The 17,750-nt window shown below is 40.8% G+C and carries 17 protein-coding genes; 14 read left to right on the top strand and 3 right to left on the bottom strand.

What is annotated here, in order from left to right:
* Window positions 1-26: 26 nt before the first annotated feature.
* The 3 genes from A6B41_RS06805 (at window position 27) to A6B41_RS06795 (ending at window position 4,489) form a co-directional block, all read left to right on the top strand.
* Window positions 27-890 (top strand): hypothetical protein, encoded by an 864-nt coding sequence (locus tag A6B41_RS06805; protein WP_027074391.1) that lies wholly within the window; start codon window positions 27-29, stop codon window positions 888-890.
* 148 nt (window positions 891-1,038) lie between these two features.
* Complete coding sequence (locus tag A6B41_RS06800; protein ID WP_027074392.1) at window positions 1,039-2,592, top strand: subtype B tannase; 1,554 nt, start codon at window positions 1,039-1,041, stop codon at window positions 2,590-2,592.
* A gap of 55 nt (window positions 2,593-2,647) precedes the next feature.
* Entirely contained in the window at window positions 2,648-4,489 is a 1,842-nt protein-coding gene (locus tag A6B41_RS06795) for an ATP-binding protein (RefSeq protein WP_027074393.1), read from the top strand.
* Window positions 4,490-4,526: 37 nt separating this feature from the next.
* Here A6B41_RS06795 and A6B41_RS06790 read toward each other — a convergent pair whose 3' ends face one another.
* Together A6B41_RS06790 and A6B41_RS06785 are read right to left on the bottom strand one after the other, a co-directional pair.
* Window positions 4,527-5,090 (bottom strand): methylated-DNA--[protein]-cysteine S-methyltransferase, encoded by a 564-nt coding sequence (locus A6B41_RS06790; protein WP_027074394.1) that lies wholly within the window; start codon window positions 5,088-5,090, stop codon window positions 4,527-4,529.
* 62 nt (window positions 5,091-5,152) lie between these two features.
* A complete protein-coding gene (locus A6B41_RS06785; protein WP_027074395.1) occupies window positions 5,153-6,484 on the bottom strand; it encodes a porin in 1,332 nt (443 codons plus the stop codon).
* 353 nt (window positions 6,485-6,837) lie between these two features.
* Here A6B41_RS06785 and iscR point away from each other — a divergent pair, with 353 nt between their 5' ends.
* The 11 genes from iscR to iscX all read left to right on the top strand — a co-directional run bounded on the left by iscR (window position 6,838) and on the right by iscX (window position 14,404).
* Window positions 6,838-7,290 (top strand): Fe-S cluster assembly transcriptional regulator IscR, encoded by a 453-nt coding sequence (gene iscR, locus A6B41_RS06780; RefSeq protein ID WP_027074396.1) that lies wholly within the window; start codon window positions 6,838-6,840, stop codon window positions 7,288-7,290.
* 54 nt (window positions 7,291-7,344) lie between these two features.
* Window positions 7,345-8,565, top strand: a complete 1,221-nt coding sequence (locus A6B41_RS06775; protein ID WP_027074397.1) for an IscS subfamily cysteine desulfurase — start codon at window positions 7,345-7,347, stop codon at window positions 8,563-8,565.
* 139 nt (window positions 8,566-8,704) lie between these two features.
* A complete protein-coding gene (iscU, locus tag A6B41_RS06770) occupies window positions 8,705-9,088 on the top strand; it encodes a Fe-S cluster assembly scaffold IscU (RefSeq protein WP_027074398.1) in 384 nt (127 codons plus the stop codon).
* A 102-nt stretch (window positions 9,089-9,190) separates the two neighbouring features.
* The gene (iscA, locus tag A6B41_RS06765; RefSeq protein ID WP_027074399.1) at window positions 9,191-9,514 is read left to right on the top strand and encodes an iron-sulfur cluster assembly protein IscA; all 324 of its coding nucleotides are present in this window, start codon (window positions 9,191-9,193) and stop codon (window positions 9,512-9,514) included.
* Window positions 9,515-9,522: 8 nt separating this feature from the next.
* Entirely contained in the window at window positions 9,523-10,044 is a 522-nt protein-coding gene (hscB, locus tag A6B41_RS06760) for a Fe-S protein assembly co-chaperone HscB (protein WP_027074400.1), read from the top strand.
* Window positions 10,045-10,068: 24 nt separating this feature from the next.
* A complete protein-coding gene (locus A6B41_RS06755) occupies window positions 10,069-10,875 on the top strand; it encodes a glycosyltransferase family 8 protein (protein WP_032847423.1) in 807 nt (268 codons plus the stop codon).
* Window positions 10,876-10,910: 35 nt separating this feature from the next.
* Window positions 10,911-11,543 (top strand): DUF2625 family protein, encoded by a 633-nt coding sequence (locus A6B41_RS06750; RefSeq protein ID WP_027074402.1) that lies wholly within the window; start codon window positions 10,911-10,913, stop codon window positions 11,541-11,543.
* Between the two features lie 80 nt (window positions 11,544-11,623).
* Entirely contained in the window at window positions 11,624-13,477 is a 1,854-nt protein-coding gene (hscA, locus tag A6B41_RS06745) for a Fe-S protein assembly chaperone HscA (RefSeq protein ID WP_027074403.1), read from the top strand.
* Window positions 13,478-13,486: 9 nt separating this feature from the next.
* Window positions 13,487-13,852 (top strand): Imm51 family immunity protein, encoded by a 366-nt coding sequence (locus A6B41_RS06740; protein ID WP_027074404.1) that lies wholly within the window; start codon window positions 13,487-13,489, stop codon window positions 13,850-13,852.
* A 16-nt stretch (window positions 13,853-13,868) separates the two neighbouring features.
* Window positions 13,869-14,210 (top strand): ISC system 2Fe-2S type ferredoxin, encoded by a 342-nt coding sequence (gene fdx / locus A6B41_RS06735; protein ID WP_027074405.1) that lies wholly within the window; start codon window positions 13,869-13,871, stop codon window positions 14,208-14,210.
* On the top strand, window positions 14,210-14,404 hold the full coding sequence (iscX, locus tag A6B41_RS06730; protein WP_006248391.1) for a Fe-S cluster assembly protein IscX: 195 nt from the start codon (window positions 14,210-14,212) through the stop codon (window positions 14,402-14,404). The genes fdx and iscX overlap by 1 nt, the downstream gene beginning before the upstream one ends.
* A 100-nt stretch (window positions 14,405-14,504) precedes the next feature.
* Here the strand turns inward: iscX and carB are convergent, their stop codons facing one another.
* A complete protein-coding gene (gene carB, locus A6B41_RS06725; protein ID WP_027074406.1) occupies window positions 14,505-17,705 on the bottom strand; it encodes a carbamoyl-phosphate synthase large subunit in 3,201 nt (1,066 codons plus the stop codon).
* Between the last annotated feature and the right edge of the window lie 45 nt (window positions 17,706-17,750).

Genomic DNA, 17,750 nt, shown 5'->3' with positions numbered 1-17,750 from the left:
ACTCCATTTTCAAAAGGAGAAATGAAATGTTACAACTTGTTTTCGCTATTTTATGTAGCGTAACTGTCGGTGTGTTGATTAAATTTGCCCGTCAAAGAGGGATTAGAATTGACCAAAGTATTGCGGTGAATTATATCATCACAACAACCCTTACTTTTTTACTACTCAAGCCAGATTTTCAAGGACAATCAATTACAGATATTATGGCGAATAACCCTTCTGCCTATATTTTTGTGATTTTAAGTATTACTTTGCCGACTATTTTCTTGGTACAAGCAAAAGCCCTAGAATTTGCGGGTATTATCCGTACTGATGCGGCACAACGTTTATCATTATTCCTACCGATTTTGGCTGCTTTTACCATTTTTGGCGAACAAGTTACCCATAATAAATTAATTGCGTTACTATTAGCCTTTATTGCCTTAGGCTGCTTATTATGGAAGGGTAATCAAGGCATGGAAAAAGGCGGTAAAATTGCGATTATCAGCCTTGCTCTGGTTTGGGTTGGCTATGGCGTGAACGATATTTTATTTAAACAAATAGCGAAATCCGGCTCAGCGTTTCCGGTCACATTAGCGATTGCCTTTATCGGCGCCGGCTGCTTTATGTTTATCTATTTACTGCTAAAACGCACCCAATGGCACGTGCCGAGTGTTTTAACAGGATTATTACTGGGAGTGCTGAATTTCGGTAATATTTTATTCTACATTCAAGCCCACCAAGCGATGAAAGACGACCCAACTCTGGTCTTTACCGGCATGAACTTAGGCGTGATTTGCTTAGGCACTTTTATTGGCGCATTTTTCTTTAAAGAAAAAATCCACCGCGTGAATTACCTCGGGGTAGCGATTGCGATTATTGCCATTATCTGTCTATTCTACTGGCGTTAATTTAACCGGCATTTGTCTTTGGCAAATGCCTTTATTTTATATCTCTTCTCAACATCATCTCCCCTTTATATAAAAATAGTGTAAAATTCGGAAAAAATCTTACCGCTTGTAACCTTTATCGGGACGATATTCAATCAAGGATCAAATAATGAAACTGAAAGCCTTATCCATCGCCATTTTGGCGACCACTTTTGCTACTCAAACTGTTGCGCAAACACCGACCGAAAAGCCGCCTTTTTATAACCAAATCGAATCAGGTTATGATTTAGTGTTTAACGATCAAAATTATCGCTCGGTTGAGTCTGAAGTTAAAGGTGAGAAAATTCGGTTCCGTGCCTTTGAGCATATTGTATATGTGGCTAAGCCGCTTGAGCCGGAATATCAAACCATTAACTTTTATGTGCCGGAGGCCTATTTTAACAATGGTGAAATTAATGGCTATAAGGCTGATACCGCCCCGATTTTCTTACCCAATTCTATAGGTGGTTATATGCCGGCAAAAGCGGCAACTTATGAACAGAAAGGGCGTAATGATGAGGAAAGTGCAATTTTGGTTGCGCTGTCTAAGGGGTATGTGGTTGCAAGTGTTGGGGCGAGAGGCAGAACGCTGCAAAAAGACGGCAAATATATCGGTAAAGCCCCGGCAGTGATTGTAGATTTAAAATCAGCGGTGCGTTATTTGCACGCCAATGATGAGCAAATGCCGGGTGATGCCAATAAAATTATCTCAAACGGCACCAGTGCCGGTGGAGCGGTGTCGGCTTTATTAGGGGCTTCAGCGGATCATTTCGATTATGAGCCTTATTTCCAAGAAATCGGGGCGTTAAAGGCAAGCGATAAAATTTTTGCCGTATCTGCGTATTGCCCGATTACCAATCTTGAAAATGCGGATATTGCCTATGAGTGGCAATTTAACGGCGTAAATGAGTATAGCCGGATTGACTTGAGCAAGTTGAATTCAGCAGAATACAATGATCGTTCAAAACCACTGCCAAAAATAGAAGGTGCGTTGAATGAACAGGAGATTAAACTCTCCAATGAATTGGCGACACGTTTCCCTACTTATTTAAACAGCTTGCATTTAACCGATGAAAAGGGTAATCCGCTTACCTTAGATTCACAAGGGAAAGGCACGTTTAAGGATTATTTGGCGGATATAATGAAGAAATCTGCAAATCAGGCTTATGCTCAATTATCAGAAAACAATGAAGCACAGAAAGCCTTTCAGGAAATCAATTGGTTATCTTTTGAAAAAGGAAAAATCACTGATTTGGATTGGTTCGGCTATATTTTTTCGGCAAAACGTATGAAATCCCCCACTGCATTTGATGCGTTAAATGCCGGTTCAGCGGAAAATAATTTATTTGGTTCGGTAACGGAAAATAATCGCCATTTCACCTTATTCGGGCAGGAAAACGGTACAAATAAGGAGGCGAATATTGCCGAGCCACAAATTGTAAAGCTAATGAACCCAATGCACTATCTGGATAACCCAAATGCGGCAGAGCATTGGCGCATTCGTGTTGGCATGGAAGACAGGGACACTTCCCACGCCATTTCTGCCATTTTAGCAATTAAATTGCAAATGGCAGGTAAAAATGTGAGTTATGAAACTCCGTGGGGTATAGGGCATAAAGGTGATTATGATTTAAACGAACTGTTCCAATGGGCAGATGGAATTATCAAAGGCAAAAAAGAGTAGGTTAAAATAAGGCAGATAACACGAGATCTGCCTTTTTTATAGATGGAATGAATGTATGCAAGTTAAAAAATTTAGTCAAAGATATGTGAACTGGGTACTCAGATTAGGACGGCTGAAAGCAACTATTTTAGGCTTTTTTGTAGTGGCAATTTCTGCCATTTTAATTCAAAGTGCGCTAACTTATTTGTTTATCGGACAAATTGTGGTGATGGATATTTTACGTTCCATTGCTTTTGGGTTGATTTCTGCTCCATTTGTGTTGTATTTCTTTACCTTGTTGGTGGAGAAATTAGAGCGCTCTCGCTTGAAGTTGGAAAAAGTTGTGCTTGATTTAGAAGAACTTCGTGAGCAGGATGCCTATTTGAATGCGAAATTAGAAAAAAATAACCGTGATAAAACCATTTTAATGGCAACTATTAGCCACGAATTACGCACGCCGCTTAACGGTATTATCGGCTTAAGCCAAATTTTGCTGGATGATGAACCAAACGAAAAACAGTATGAATATCTAAAAACCATTAATATGAGTGCCATCGCACTTGCCCATATTTTTGGCGATATTATTGATTTGGAAAAAATCGACAGCAGCCGTATTGAGCTTTTCCGCAAAGAGGTGGAATTTCAGCAGCTAATTAATGATATTGCTAACTTTGCCGAGTTTATGGCGGGTGAGAAAAATATTCAGTTTGAGCTGAATTATCCACCGAATTTACCGAAATATATCTACATCGACCACGCCCGTCTTAATCAAATTTTGTGGAATTTAATCAGCAATGCAGTGAAGTTTACGCCAACAAGCGGTCAAATTTCCTTAGAAATTTGCCAATTAGGCAAAGAGCAGTTTAGTTTTAGTTTAACGGATTCCGGCATTGGTATCCCTGAAAAAGATCAACGCAAAATTTTTGATATGTTCTATCAAGCGGAAAACTCTAAAGAGAAAAAAGCGCAAGGTAGCGGCATTGGGCTGTCGGTTGCTAAGCGGATCGCGAAATTAATGGGAGGTGATTTGGTTGTGGCAAGTAAAGAGCATCAAGGTTCGACTTTCACCCTAACCGTTCATGCAGATAGTGCGGAAACTAAACCAACTTTGGAAATTCAAAACCATGCCTTGAAGGTATTGCTGGTTGAAGATATTGAAATGAATGTGGTGATCGCACGAGTAATGTTGCAAAAGTTTGGTTGTGATGTAGATGTGGCGATGACGGGCGAAGAAGCCTTTGAACTCTTTGAGCAACACAGTTATGACCTGATTTTATTAGACATTCAACTGCCTGATATTAGTGGATTTGAGATAGCTCAAACTCTTAGAAATCGCTATGAAAATGAAGAAATTGATTATTTACCGATCTTGATTGCTTTGACTGCCAACGTGATTCAAACCAAAAAAGATTACCAAATGCAGGGAATGGATGATGTGCTACGCAAACCGCTCTCTTTGGAGGAGCTGGCAAATTGTTTGAATCACTATTTTGATCATAGCTTTATGCAAGATTCTGATGAAAAACGACCGCTTGTAAGCGATGAAAATCCCGATTTATGTTATAGCACCCGAATATTAAAGGAATTAATTGAGGTAATGGGCAAGGAGGCTGTGCTGGCAAATATGGAGCTGTTTGCGAACCTAATGCCAAGCTATCAGGAAAATTTACGTCGCTATATTGCAGATTGGAAGATGGCTCCTTCAGCCGAATATCGTAAATTAGCCGCTGAAGAAGCTCATAAAATCAAAGGTGCGTTAGCTTCGGTTGGTTTGCATAAGCTACAACAAGTAGCACAGCTGGCTCAAACCGATAATGGAGATATGTGGGAAGCCCATATTGAGAGATGGGCCGAGCAAATTTATGCACAATGGCAAGCAGATTTGCAAGAGGCGAAAGAATTTGTGAGTAGTCACTAAAAACAAAGCCTGATTAATTGCAATTAATCAGGCTTTTTTATCGCTTTTCCCATTTCTTCGTTTTAGGTTTTACAAATTCAATCCCTTGATTTTTATAACTAATTCCTTCCAACCTAAGCAAGAAACGCTTATTCGGCAGACCTCCTCCAAAGCCGGTGAGAGATTGATTTCTCCCTAACACGCGGTGGCAAGGTACTAAAATAGATATCGGGTTACGTCCAACCGCACCACCTACAGCACGCATTGCATTAGGTTTGCCGAGTTGGGCGGCAATTTCACCATAAGTGGTGGTTTGCCCGTAGGGGATCGTTCTTAAGATTGTCCACACCGATTTTTGAAAATCGGTCCCGATAAAATGTAGAAAGTCCAGTTGGCTGAAATTCAGTTTTTCTCCGGCAAAATAGCGGTCTAAAATTTCATGAGTTTTGCAAAAAATTTCAAAAATTTGACCGCTTGTAGCACTTGCCTTGATGAAATTTTGCAACGAGGTAGTTTGTTGCTCTTGTTCAAATTCAATATAAATTAAACCCTCTGCTTGAGCAAGCAAAAGCAATCTGCCCACAGGGCTTTGATAGTAGTCATAGTAAATTTGTGATGTCATCTGAAATACCTATAAAAAAGACGTGTAAGCTAAGTTTACACGTCTTTTAGTTTCCATTCACATTAGAATTTATAATTTACATTTAAACCGTATAGGTTAGCACGTGATTTCACATTAAATACCGCGCTACCTTCTTTAAATTGGTTTTTTGAGCCTCTTAAGTGAGCATAACCAAAATCAGCAGAAAGGTTCGGGTTGAAACGATAGGTTGCACCTACGCTATACCAAGTACGATCGGTATCCGGAATTGAGATTGACGGACTGGTTACACTTGCAGTCTCGTCATAAGCAATACCTGTACGTAAGGTTAATGCTTCGTTTACATCATAAGAGAAACCTAATGCTACGCGTGAAGAGTCATTATAGTTCTCTTCTTTGTGAAGTAGAACATTGCCAGACTCACCATAAGCGGTTAAGGCTTTGAATTTTTCCCATTCGGTACGTTTATAGCTATATTGCATTGCTAATTTATCGGTTAATTTATGATAACCTGAGATTTCCCAGTAAGCAGGTAAGTGTAAGCTTAAACGTCCCGGAATTTCTTTTCCTCCGGTTGCTTGACTGATCGGGGATTGAGCTGCAATTACAGGATTACTTAATAAAGCATTGAACACAGCTGGGAAAGCATTAGAATATTGGCCTTTAAATTTCACATTTACGGCAGAGTGATAAGCAAAACCTAAACGGTTTCTTTCATTGATTTCATAAAGTAAGCCGGCATTCCAACCTAAGCTCCATTCATCACCGCTTAAACGAGCAATTTCGGTGCCGTTTTTCAATTGTGCTAATGTTGCTGCAGCTGTTGGTGCAACAGTGCTTAAGCGGTTTGCTAAAACTTTTCCGCCTACCCCTAAATGACGAATTAATTCCGCTTTAGAGTAAATGGCATTTAAGCCTGCCCCCACGCTGAAACCGTAACCTAATTTATATGCTCCGCTTACGTTAAAGTTAATTGATTGTAGTTGCGTGTTACCACCATACATACCAGCGTTAAAATCCGGATTGAAACGAGATTTTAAACCGTAGTTTACGTTGATGCCACCACCCACTGCAAAGCGATCGTTAACCGGTGAAACGATATATAAATTAGGAACTAATGCGGTTGGAATAATATTTTTTTGCGAAGCTTTAAATATGCCACCTAAGTTACCATCAACATCAACATCTGCATTTACTACAATACCGCCTGCAGAAAATTCGGTTTGTTTGAATAGAGTCATTAATGCCGGGTTAGTTGCTACTACAGAAGCATTATCAGCTACTGCTGCGTTACCTGCATAAGCCATACCTAAGCCTGAAGTCGAAATTTCAGCTAATTGGAATGCTGCCGCGTGAGCACCGACAGAACTTAATGCAACTAATGAGGCCACTAATGTTTTAGAAAATTTTGTCATAATAATCTCTCAAATATAATTAATAATAGTTTTAATATAAAATATTAGACGTTAAAAAATAACCCACAGATTCTAGGGGTATGGAGTGAGGCTATCAATTAAATTTTAATAAAAAGCTTACTGCTCCGATCAGTGTTGAGTGAAAAATGAACAAATTGTTATATCGGATGAGAGTTTATTTTGGTATTTCTATTATTTATTTCGTATAATTGATAACAATTTATGCAGACTTTTTTAATATATAAAACCTTTCACACTAATTAGTTGTAAATGATTGACTAAATTAGTGGGGTATATCAAAATTTAACACATCTTCCAGACGATTTTCTGGACAAAATCAACGAGGAGATTTTATGAAACTTACCTCAAAAGGGCGTTATGCAGTAACTGCCATTTTAGATATTGCTTTACATGGAAAATCAGAGCCGGTGAGTTTAGCTGATATTTCGGATCGTCAAGCTATTTCGCTTTCGTACTTAGAACAACTTTTTGCACAGCTTCGCCGTGATGGTATTGTGCAAAGTGTTCGAGGACCAGGTGGTGGCTATCAATTAGGCAAGAAGCCTGAAGACATTAGCGTGGGAATGATTATTGCTGCTGTTAATGAGAATATTGATGTCACTAAATGTAAAGGTAGTGGTAATTGCCGTAAAGATTCTCAATGTTTAACTCATTCTTTGTGGGAGCGATTAGAAGAGCAAATTGAACAGTTTTTAGGCACGATTTCTCTTGCTGATTTGGCAGCGGAACATGCTGACCATGATTGTGAAAAAGAGCATTGTCACGATCATCCTCATCATCACTAATTGCAAATTTTTTATTAAAGATAACCGCTTGGGTTATTTTAATCAGGAGTAAAAATGAAATTACCAATTTATTTGGATTATGCAGCAACTACGCCAATGGACGAGCGTGTTGCAAAAAAAATGATGGAATATATGACCAAAGATGGCATCTTTGGTAATCCGGCTTCTCGTTCCCATAAATTTGGCTGGGAAGCAGAGGAAGCGGTAGATGTTGCTCGTAACCAAATTGCAGATCTTATCGGCGCAGACAGTCGTGAAATCGTATTCACTTCAGGTGCAACTGAATCTGACAATCTTGCTATTAAAGGTGCTGCACATTTCTACCAAACAAAAGGTAAACATATCATTACCGTTAAAACCGAACATAAAGCAGTATTAGATACTTGCCGTCAGTTAGAGCGTGAAGGTTTTGAGGTAACTTACTTAGATCCTGAAGAAGATGGTTTATTAGATCTGGCAAAATTAGAAGCGGCAATTCGTCCAGATACTATCGTTATTTCTGTCATGCACGTGAATAATGAAATGGGTGTGATTCAACCGATTAAAGAGATTGGTGCCATTTGCCGTGCGAAAAAAATTATTTTCCACGTTGATGCAACTCAATCTGTAGGTAAAATTCCGGTAAATGTACAAGAATTAAATGTAGATTTAATGTCTTTCTCTAGCCATAAATTATACGGACCGAAAGGTATCGGTGGCTTATATGTTTGCCGTAAACCACGTGTGCGTTTAGAAGCGATTATTCACGGTGGTGGTCATGAGCGTGGTATGCGTTCAGGTACATTACCTGTTCACCAAATTGTGGGGATGGGTGAAGCATACCGTATTGCGAAAGAAGAAATGGCAAGCGAGATGGCTCGTTTAACCGTATTACGTGACCGTTTATACAATGGCTTTAAAGATATTGAAGAAGTTTATGTGAACGGTTCAATGGAAGAAGGTAAACGCGTGGGTTCAAACTTAAATATCAGCTTTAACTTTGTTGAAGGTGAATCTTTAATGATGTCATTGCGTGATATCGCAGTTTCATCCGGTTCTGCTTGTACTTCGGCAAGTTTAGAGCCATCTTACGTGTTACGCGCTATCGGTCGTGATGATGAATTAGCTCACAGCTCAATTCGTTTTACATTAGGTCGTTGGACAACGGAAGAAGAAATTGATCACACAATTGAGATCGTGAAAAAAGCGATTGTGAAATTACGCGAACTTTCGCCACTTTGGGAAATGTTCAAGGAAGGTGTGGATTTATCTAAAATCGAGTGGAACCACCACTAATTCAGAAAAATTTTGTTATGTGCTTGCTGTGTTGTTTTGTTTCGCTGTGCATTTACACTGTTTTCAACGAAACGTCTTGTAATCACAAGCAAAATTTCCCTGAACGGATTAATGAATTATATTAAGAAGGAATACAAAAATGGCATATAGTGAGAAAGTAATCGATCATTACGAAAATCCTCGTAACGTAGGTACCTTTGACAAGGAAGCCTCAGACATCGGTACAGGCATGGTGGGTGCACCAGCTTGTGGTGATATCTTACGTTTACAAATTAAAGTGAACGAGCAAGGTATTATTGAAGATGCTCGCTTTAAAGCGTATGGCTGTGGTTCTGCAATTGCATCAAGCTCTTTAATTACCGAATGGGTAAAAGGTAAGTCTTTAGATGAAGCCGGTGCAATCAAAAACAGCGATATTGCAGAAGAACTGGAATTACCGCCGGTAAAAGTACACTGCTCAATTTTAGCAGAAGATGCTATCAAAGCGGCGATTGCGGATTATAAAGAGAAGCAAGCGAAGTAATTGATGCTTTGCAAGCGGTCGATTTTGCAAAATTTTTAGCAAAAAAGACCGCTTGCATTCGTTTTTCTATCTTGATTTAATTCATTCATAAAGGACACAATAATGAGCATAAGCTTAACTGAATCTGCTGCAAACCGAGTACGTACTTTTCTTGAAAATCGTGGGAAGGGGATTGGTTTAAGGCTTGGAGTAAAAACCTCCGGTTGCTCTGGATTGGCATATGTACTTGAATTTGTAGATGCATTAAATGAAGACGATAAAGTATTCGAACAACATGGCGTTAAAGTGATTGTGGATGAAAAAAGTCTTGTCTATTTAAGTGGGACTGAATTGGACTATGTAAAAGAAGGCTTAAACGAAGGATTTAAATACAACAACCCAAATGTAAAAAATGAATGTGGTTGTGGTGAAAGTTTCAGCGTATAGGAATGAAAATGCTTAATCCATTTACACTTTTTGATTTGCCTGTTCAGTTTCAGCTTGATAACGCCCGGCTTTCGGAGCGTTATCTTGCTTTACAAAAACAGCTTCATCCAGACAATTTTGCAAGTTGTTCTCAAGCAGAACAGCTTGCTGCAGTACAAAAATCGGCAGATGTTAATGAAGCTTTGTATATCTTAAAAGACCCGATTTTACGTGCTGAAGCAATTATTCATATCCATACTGGTGAGCAGAAAGATTTAGAAAAACAAAGTGCCAAGGATATGGCATTTTTAATGCAGCAACTTGAATGGCGTGAGAGTTTGGAGAGTATTGAATCTGCAAAAAATGAGACAAAACTGATCACTTTCCAAAGTGAAATTGAAAATACACACAAACAGATTTTGGTACAGTTAGATACTGCACTTTCAAATCAAGAATGGCAAAAAGCCTTTGACATTTGCGATAAGCTTCGTTTCACTAAAAAATTGTTAACGGAAATTGAGCGAGTCGAAGAGAAACTTTTAGGCTTATAATTAAATTACCATTAAGTAGGGATTATGAATAAGCAACAAAAAACAATCGTTCTAGCTGCTGATTATCGTGTTGAATCCCAATTGCTTTGTGTGATTAAATCAATTTGTTATTATAATCAAGATATTGAGTTCTATTTATTGAACCCGGATTTCCCTAAAGAGTGGTTTTCATCTCTCAATGAGAAATTATCAAAATGTAGTTGTAGCATAAGAGATGTAAAAGTCGATTTGGATGTTTTAAAAGAATTCCCAATTTTTCAACATATTCAATCGGGGGCGACTTTCTACCGCTATTTTATTGCAGATATAGTTAAGTCAGAAAAAGCTTTATATCTGGATTATGATTTGGTCGTTAATGGCTCCCTTGAACCATATTTTAACTTAGAGCTTGGTGAAAACTATATTGCTGCAAGTGTTGATGAACTTGGCCTTCAGATAGGTGGCAGAGGAAAATGTTTTAATGCCGGTGTTATGGTAATTAATGTGCCTTTGTGGAAAGAATATGGAATATCTGGGCAGGCACTATCACTTTCAAAAGAAATAATTCATAAAGTGCCGGATGCTGATCAAAGTATTCTGAATCTGCTTTTTAAAGACAGATGGCTAGAATTGGATAATAATTTTAACTATTTAGTCGGTACAGAAGTTTATTATATAAACCAAAATCAAACAGAGTTGATTCGTCGTAAAGACAACGAGATCCCTTTGATTGTGCATTATAATACAGCTAATAAACCTTGGAAGCCAATATATGGGCTACCATTAAGAGAATTGTATTGGGAATATTACTCTTTAGATTGGTCTGAAATTACTCAATGCCACATTTCTTAATAATATTATGTATCCTATGATAGGATTGGAATGCAATGAAAAGCTTAGAAGAATTATTAGATAAGCAATCCGCTTGGTTAATTTTAAGAGATTGGTTCGCACAGGCGAAAAATCATTACGAAATTTTAGTAAGTTATCCTGAATATGCGGGAAGTGCTTTAATCGGCATGCAACTTTCTACCCGTTCTCCTCTTGGTGCAATTGTTTATGAAACCGGAGGGATTTTTATTGACCATGGCTGGTTACGCATTTTAGGCTCGGGAAATGAAAAATTGCCACGTGGTTTATTTGATTGGAATTTTGGTAAAACCTTTAAACAGTCAGGTGAGCAACCTAGTCACTTATTAGTAGCAGATGATGCTATCGGTGGCTATTTCGCGATTAATGCGGGTGGCATTGGTGATAAAGTCGGGCAGATTTATTATCATCATCCCAAAAAGCAGCAATGGGAATGTTTAAGTTTAGGTTATTCCGAATTTTTAGGCTGGGCATTATCGGGTGATTTAAATGCTTTTTACCAAGCACTACGCTGGGAAAACTGGCAAGCTGATATTACAAAACTGCAAGGTCATCAAATATTAGATTTAGAAAGTAAAATTGCAGTGCCGATAGAACGCCACTACCAAGGTGTATTTGCCCCTGAGAATATGGGATATTCGGTGGCTTAGTTTTTATACTATAAACTGCTGTTTGTAGGTTGCTCTCTCCCACAAGGGGAGAGAGCTATAATTAGAGAGATAAAAATACAATGGCATTACTTCAAATTGCTGAACCGGGTCAAACTACAGCACCACATCAACATAGATTAGCGGTGGGTATTGATTTAGGAACAACAAATTCATTAGTGGCAACGGTTCGTAGCGGACAACCTCAAGTGTTGCTAGATGAAAAAGAAAGAGCATTAGTGCCGTCTGTGGTGCATTATGCTGAAATAGAAAAAACGGTTGGAGTTGATGCTTTTGCAAAAGCAGCACTAGACCCACAAAATACGGTGATTTCAGCTAAACGCTTAATCGGACGTTCACTTGCGGATGTAGAGCAACGTTATAGCAATCTTCCTTATCAATTTATTGCAAGTGAAAATGGCTTGCCATTAATTAAAACCAATCAAGGTAATAAAAGTCCGGTTGAGGTTTCTGCAGATATTTTAAGCTATTTGACTCAGTTTGCTGAACAGCGTTTAGGTGGTGAGCTATCTGGTGTAGTGATTACTGTGCCGGCTTATTTTGATGATGCACAACGCCAAAGCACAAAAGACGCAGCACGCCTAGCCGGGTTAAATGTATTACGTTTATTAAATGAACCGACAGCTGCAGCTATTGCTTATGGATTAGACAGCGGACAAGAAGGGGTGATTGCCGTTTACGATTTAGGCGGCGGCACTTTTGATTTATCCATTTTACGCTTACGTAAAGGTGTGTTTGAGGTGCTTGCAACTGCAGGCGATACTGCACTTGGTGGGGATGATTTCGACCATCTATTAGCTGAGTGGATTGCCGAACAAGCAAATTATAAACCGCAAACGGCGAATGAACAGCGAGAGTTATTGACCCTTGCAACTCAAACAAAAACAGCTCTTTCTCAAGCGGTCGAAATTGAAGTAAATTTTGCAAATTGGGCAGGTACAGTCAGCCGTTTGCAATTTAATGAGTTAATTCAACCGCTTGTAAAACGCTCTATAATCACTTGCCGTCGCGCATTAAAAGATGCCGGAGTGGAAGTTGAAGAAGTAAGCGAAGTAGTAATGGTAGGCGGATCAACCCGCGTTCCATTTGTACGTGAAAGTGTTGGTGAGTTTTTTGGTAAAACGCCATTAACATCTATTGATCCTGATAAAGTGGTAGCTATTGGGGCTGCAATACAAGCTGATATTTTAGTAGGTAATAAGCCGGATGCGGATATGTTGTTGCTGGATGTAGTGCCACTTTCATTAGGTATTGAAACAATGGGTGGTTTAGTAGAAAAAATTATTCCACGAAATACCACAATTCCGGTTGCTCGAGCACAAGAGTTCACTACCGGAAAAGATGGGCAAACAGCAATGACTATCCACGTGCTACAAGGTGAACGTGAATTAGTAGAAGATTGTCGCTCATTAGGCAAGATTTCATTGCGAGGAATTCCGGCAATGGCGGCAGGTGTGGCACAAGTTCGTGTCACTTACCAAGTAGATGCAGATGGTTTGTTGAATGTAACTGCTATGGAGAAATCTACGAAAGTGCAGGCTTCGATTCAAATTAAACCGTCTTATGGGCTAACAGATGAAGAAATCACTCAAATGATTAAATCGTCTATGCTTAATGCGAAAGACGATATGGAGTCGCGTCAGCTGGTAGAACAGCGAGTTGAAGCAGATCGTGTTATTGATAGTGTGATGGTTGCATTGAAAGAAGATGGTTCGCAAGTACTCAGTATTGAAGAATTTAAAGCAATTGAGGCAGAATTAGCTCGTTTAATTGAGCTAAAAGCCGGCACAGATCGCTTTGCTATTCAGCAAGGTATCAAAGATTTAGACTTAGCTACCCAAGAGTTTGCTGCACGCAGAATGAATTTATCTATTCAAAAGGCATTATCTGGTAAAAAAATGGATGATTTTGCATAAGGAATTTTTATGTCTAATTATGTAAAAACTAAACTTTCAGAGCAATTTAGAACGGTTGCGGTGGAGTTTGATTTAGAAGATAACCGTATTTTTGAACTTGGTGAGCGGATTAATGCTGAATATGAAGTCGCTTATATGAACGGTTATAATTGGACAGCATTTTTAAGAGCTTACCTTAGTATTTATTGTCCAAGCCTATTGGAGTTATTAGAAGAAGATCCTGAAGCAGGATGTTATTATGCCACTTACCCGCTTTCAGAGAAAAGCAAAGAGAAAGCTCGTGAGCTAAAAAATATTATTGTTTATCTAGTTGAGCATGAGGATGAAATTTTAAACTTCATCGGTGAACATCTAGAGAATATTGAATGGGATTAGTAAAAGGAAACTTAAAATGCCAAAGATTGTTTTTCTTCCACACGAAGAGTTTTGCCCGGAAGGTATGGTTGTTGAAGCTAACGCAGGTGATAACTTATTAGAAGTTGCACACGAAGCTGGAGTAGAGATCCATCATGCTTGCGACTGCTCTTGTGCTTGTACCACTTGTCACGTTGTAATTCGTGAAGGATTTGACTCTTTAAATGACACTACCGACCAAGAAGAAGATATGCTAGACAAAGCTTGGGGTTTAGAAATGGACAGCCGTTTAAGCTGCCAATGTATTGTAGGCACTGAAGACTTGGTTGTTGAAATTCCAAAATATAACTTAAATCATGCAAATGAGGCTGCACACTAATGAAATGGACTGATACGCGAATGATCGCAGAAAATCTGTATGATATGAATCCGGATTTAGATCCAACTACGGTACGTTTTACCGATATGCACAAATGGATTTGTGAAATGGAAGATTTCGATGATGATCCGGAAGCATCAAACGAACATATTTTAGAAGCGATTTTAACCATTTGGTTAGAAGAGTACGAGTAAATAACGAAAAACCTAAAGTAAAAACTTTAGGTTTTTTGCTATCTAAATAAGGGAGGATTCATTAAGAAATGAATCCTTCCTTAATTTTTAATATGGAAAACTACAGAGAATAGATCCCTTGTAGTGAATAGACATTAAATTGCTGAATATGTTTAATGCCTTCTACTATTGCATCAGCAGCAGCTATTGTTGTATAGACGGGTACGCGTTGCTGTAATGCAGTACGACGAATCTCATGACTATCTGTAATTACTTCCGACTCACCATTAACAGTGTTCACCAGTAGCGCAATTTCCCCATTTTTAATCGCATCAACAATATGTGGCCGCCCTTCGCGGACTTTATTGACGGTTTGCACCGCAATGCCGTGTTCGCGTAGGAATTTTGCCGTGCCGAAAGTGGCGCACAAGCCGTAGCCCTGTTCTTGGAAGCGTTTGGCGATATCCAGAACCGCGTTTTTGTCCTGCTCAACCACAGAAATAAACACTTTGCCAACTTTCGGGATACGTTCGCCTGCGCCGAGCTGCGCTTTGAAGAAGGCTTCGGCAAAAGTTTGCCCCACGCCCATCACTTCGCCCGTTGAGCGCATTTCCGGCCCTAAAATGGTGTCCACGCCCGGGAATTTAATGAATGGGAAGACCGCTTCTTTCACAAAGAATTTACTTGGAATGATCTCTTCGGTTGCCCCTAACTCGGTGAGAGTTTCACCTGCCATTACACGAGCAGCGATTTTTGCTAAAGGTCTCCCTGTCGCTTTACTCACAAATGGCACAGTACGGCTGGCGCGTGGGTTTACTTCGAGAACATAAACAACATCATTTTGTACCGCAAATTGCACGTTCATCAAGCCTTTTACGCCGAGTGCAAATGCCATTTCACGGGTTTGGCGGCGAATTTCGTCCAGAATCTCACTGTTTAACGAGTATGCTGGCAGCGAACAAGCACTGTCGCCGCTGTGAATGCCGGCTTGTTCAACGTGTTGCATAATGCCACCGATCAGCACATTTTCGCCATCGCAAATGCAGTCCACATCGACTTCAATCGCATTATTTAAGAAATGATCGAGCAAAATCGGGCTGTCATTAGAGACAGACACTGCTTCGCGCATATATTTGTTCAGCTCTTCATCGTTATAGACGATCTGCATCGCACGGCCACCCAGTACATAAGACGGACGCACTACCAGCGGATAGCCCACTTCATTCGCCAGTTCCACCGCTTCCAACGCATTGCGCGCGGTGCGGTTTGCCGGCTGTTTTAAGCCGAGTTCATGCAGAATTTGTTGGAAACGCTCACGGTCTTCGGCGGCATCAATGCTGTCGGCAGAGGTGCCGATGATGTTCACACTGTTCTCATGCAACGCATTTGCCAGTTTGAGCGGGGTTTGACCGCCGTAGTGTACTATCACGCCCCACGGTTTCTCCACACGCACGATTTCCAGCACATCTTCGAGCGTCAGCGGCTCGAAATATAAGCGGTCGGAGGTGTCAAAATCGGTCGAAACGGTTTCCGGGTTACAGTTCACCATAATCGTTTCAAAACCGGCTTCACGCAGAGCAAGGCTGGCGTGGACGCAGCAGTAGTCGAACTCAATTCCCTGCCCGATACGGTTCGGGCCACCGCCTAAAATCATCACTTTTTTGCGATCACTTGGGCTGGCTTCGCACTCTTCTTCATAAGTGGAATAGAGATAAGCGGTGTCGCTGGCAAATTCCGCCGCGCAGGTATCAACCCGTTTATACACCGGCAACACGCCATGAGTATGGCGATAATCACGCACCAATTTTTCACTCACTTTGGTGAGCTGGGCAATCCGTTTATCCGAGAAGCCTTTACGTTTTAAACGGCGGATTTCCTCTTTGTCTAAATCACTAAACTGTTTTTTCTCAAGAGCCAGCTCTTCTTGCACCAGATCTTGAATTTGCACCAAAAACCACGGATCGATTTTGGAATAGTGATGTACCTCGTCCAGAGAAAAGCCCGCGCCGAATGCGTCCGCCACATACAAAATGCGGTTCGGGCCGGGATTAGCCAGTTCACGACGGATTTTTTCAGGTTCTTCGGAGAGCAGATTAAACCCGCAAATGCCCGTTTCCAAGCCACGCAAGGCTTTCTGCAAGCTTTCTTGGAAAGTTCTACCCATCGCCATCACTTCACCCACTGATTTCATTTGAGTCGTCAATCGGTCATCTGCGTTGGCAAATTTTTCAAAAGCGAAACGGGGGATTTTGGTGACCACATAGTCAAGCGTCGGCTCGAACGAAGCAGGAATTAAGCCGCCAGTGATGTCATTACGCAATTCATTAAGCGTATAGCCCACCGCCAATTTAGCCGCCACTTTGGTAATCGGGAAGCCGGTCGCTTTGGAAGCGAGGGCAGACGAGCGGCTTACACGCGGATTCATTTCAATCACGATCATCTCACCGTTTTCAGGGTTGATCGCAAACTGCACGTTCGAACCGCCGGTATCTACGCCGATTTCACGCAACACCGCCAGCGAGGCGTTACGCATAATCTGGTACTCTTTATCGGTTAGCGTTTGCGCCGGAGCAACGGTGATCGAATCGCCCGTATGCACACCCATTGGGTCGAAGTTCTCAATCGAACAGACGATAATGCAGTTGTCCGCCTTGTCGCGCACCACTTCCATTTCGTACTCTTTCCAGCCCAGTACTGATTGCTCAATTAATAGCTCGTGGGTTGGAGAGGCTTCAAAACCACGCTCGCAAATCGCCATAAATTCATCACGGTTATAGGCAATCCCCCCGCCTGAACCGCCCATGGTGAAAGACGGGCGAATTAAGGTCGGGAAGCCAACTTTCTCTTGCGCCGCAAGGGCTTCTTCAAAACTGTGGGCGATAAAGGATTTTGGGCAGTGCAAGCCGATTTTTTCCATCGCCGCTTTAAAACGCCCTCGGTCTTCGGCTTTATCAATCGCATCTTCGCTCGCACCGATCAGCTCCACGCCGTATTGTTTCAACACGCCGTGTTTGGAAAGTGCCAAGGCGCAGTTCAACGCCGTCTGCCCGCCCATCGTTGGCAAAATCGCGTCTGGGCGTTCTTTTTCAATAATTTTCGCCACCGTTTGCCACTCAATCGGCTCAATATAGGTCACGTCCGCCATATTCGGATCGGTCATAATCGTGGCTGGGTTGGAATTGACCAACACCACTTTATAGCCCTCTTCACGCAAGGCCTTGCACGCTTGCGCTCCGGAATAGTCAAATTCACACGCCTGCCCAATGACAATCGGGCCGGCACCGATGATTAAAATTGTGTTTATGTCTGTACGTTTTGGCATTTTGGTATCTATCTCTGGTAGGGTGCAACTTGTTGCACCATAAAA

It is taken from the genome of Mannheimia granulomatis (assembly GCF_013377255.1).
Taxonomy (GTDB): Bacteria; Pseudomonadota; Gammaproteobacteria; order Enterobacterales; family Pasteurellaceae; genus Mannheimia; species Mannheimia granulomatis.
The sequence above is the reverse complement of the archived record's forward strand: the minus strand, read 5'-3'. Positions and strand labels throughout refer to the sequence as shown.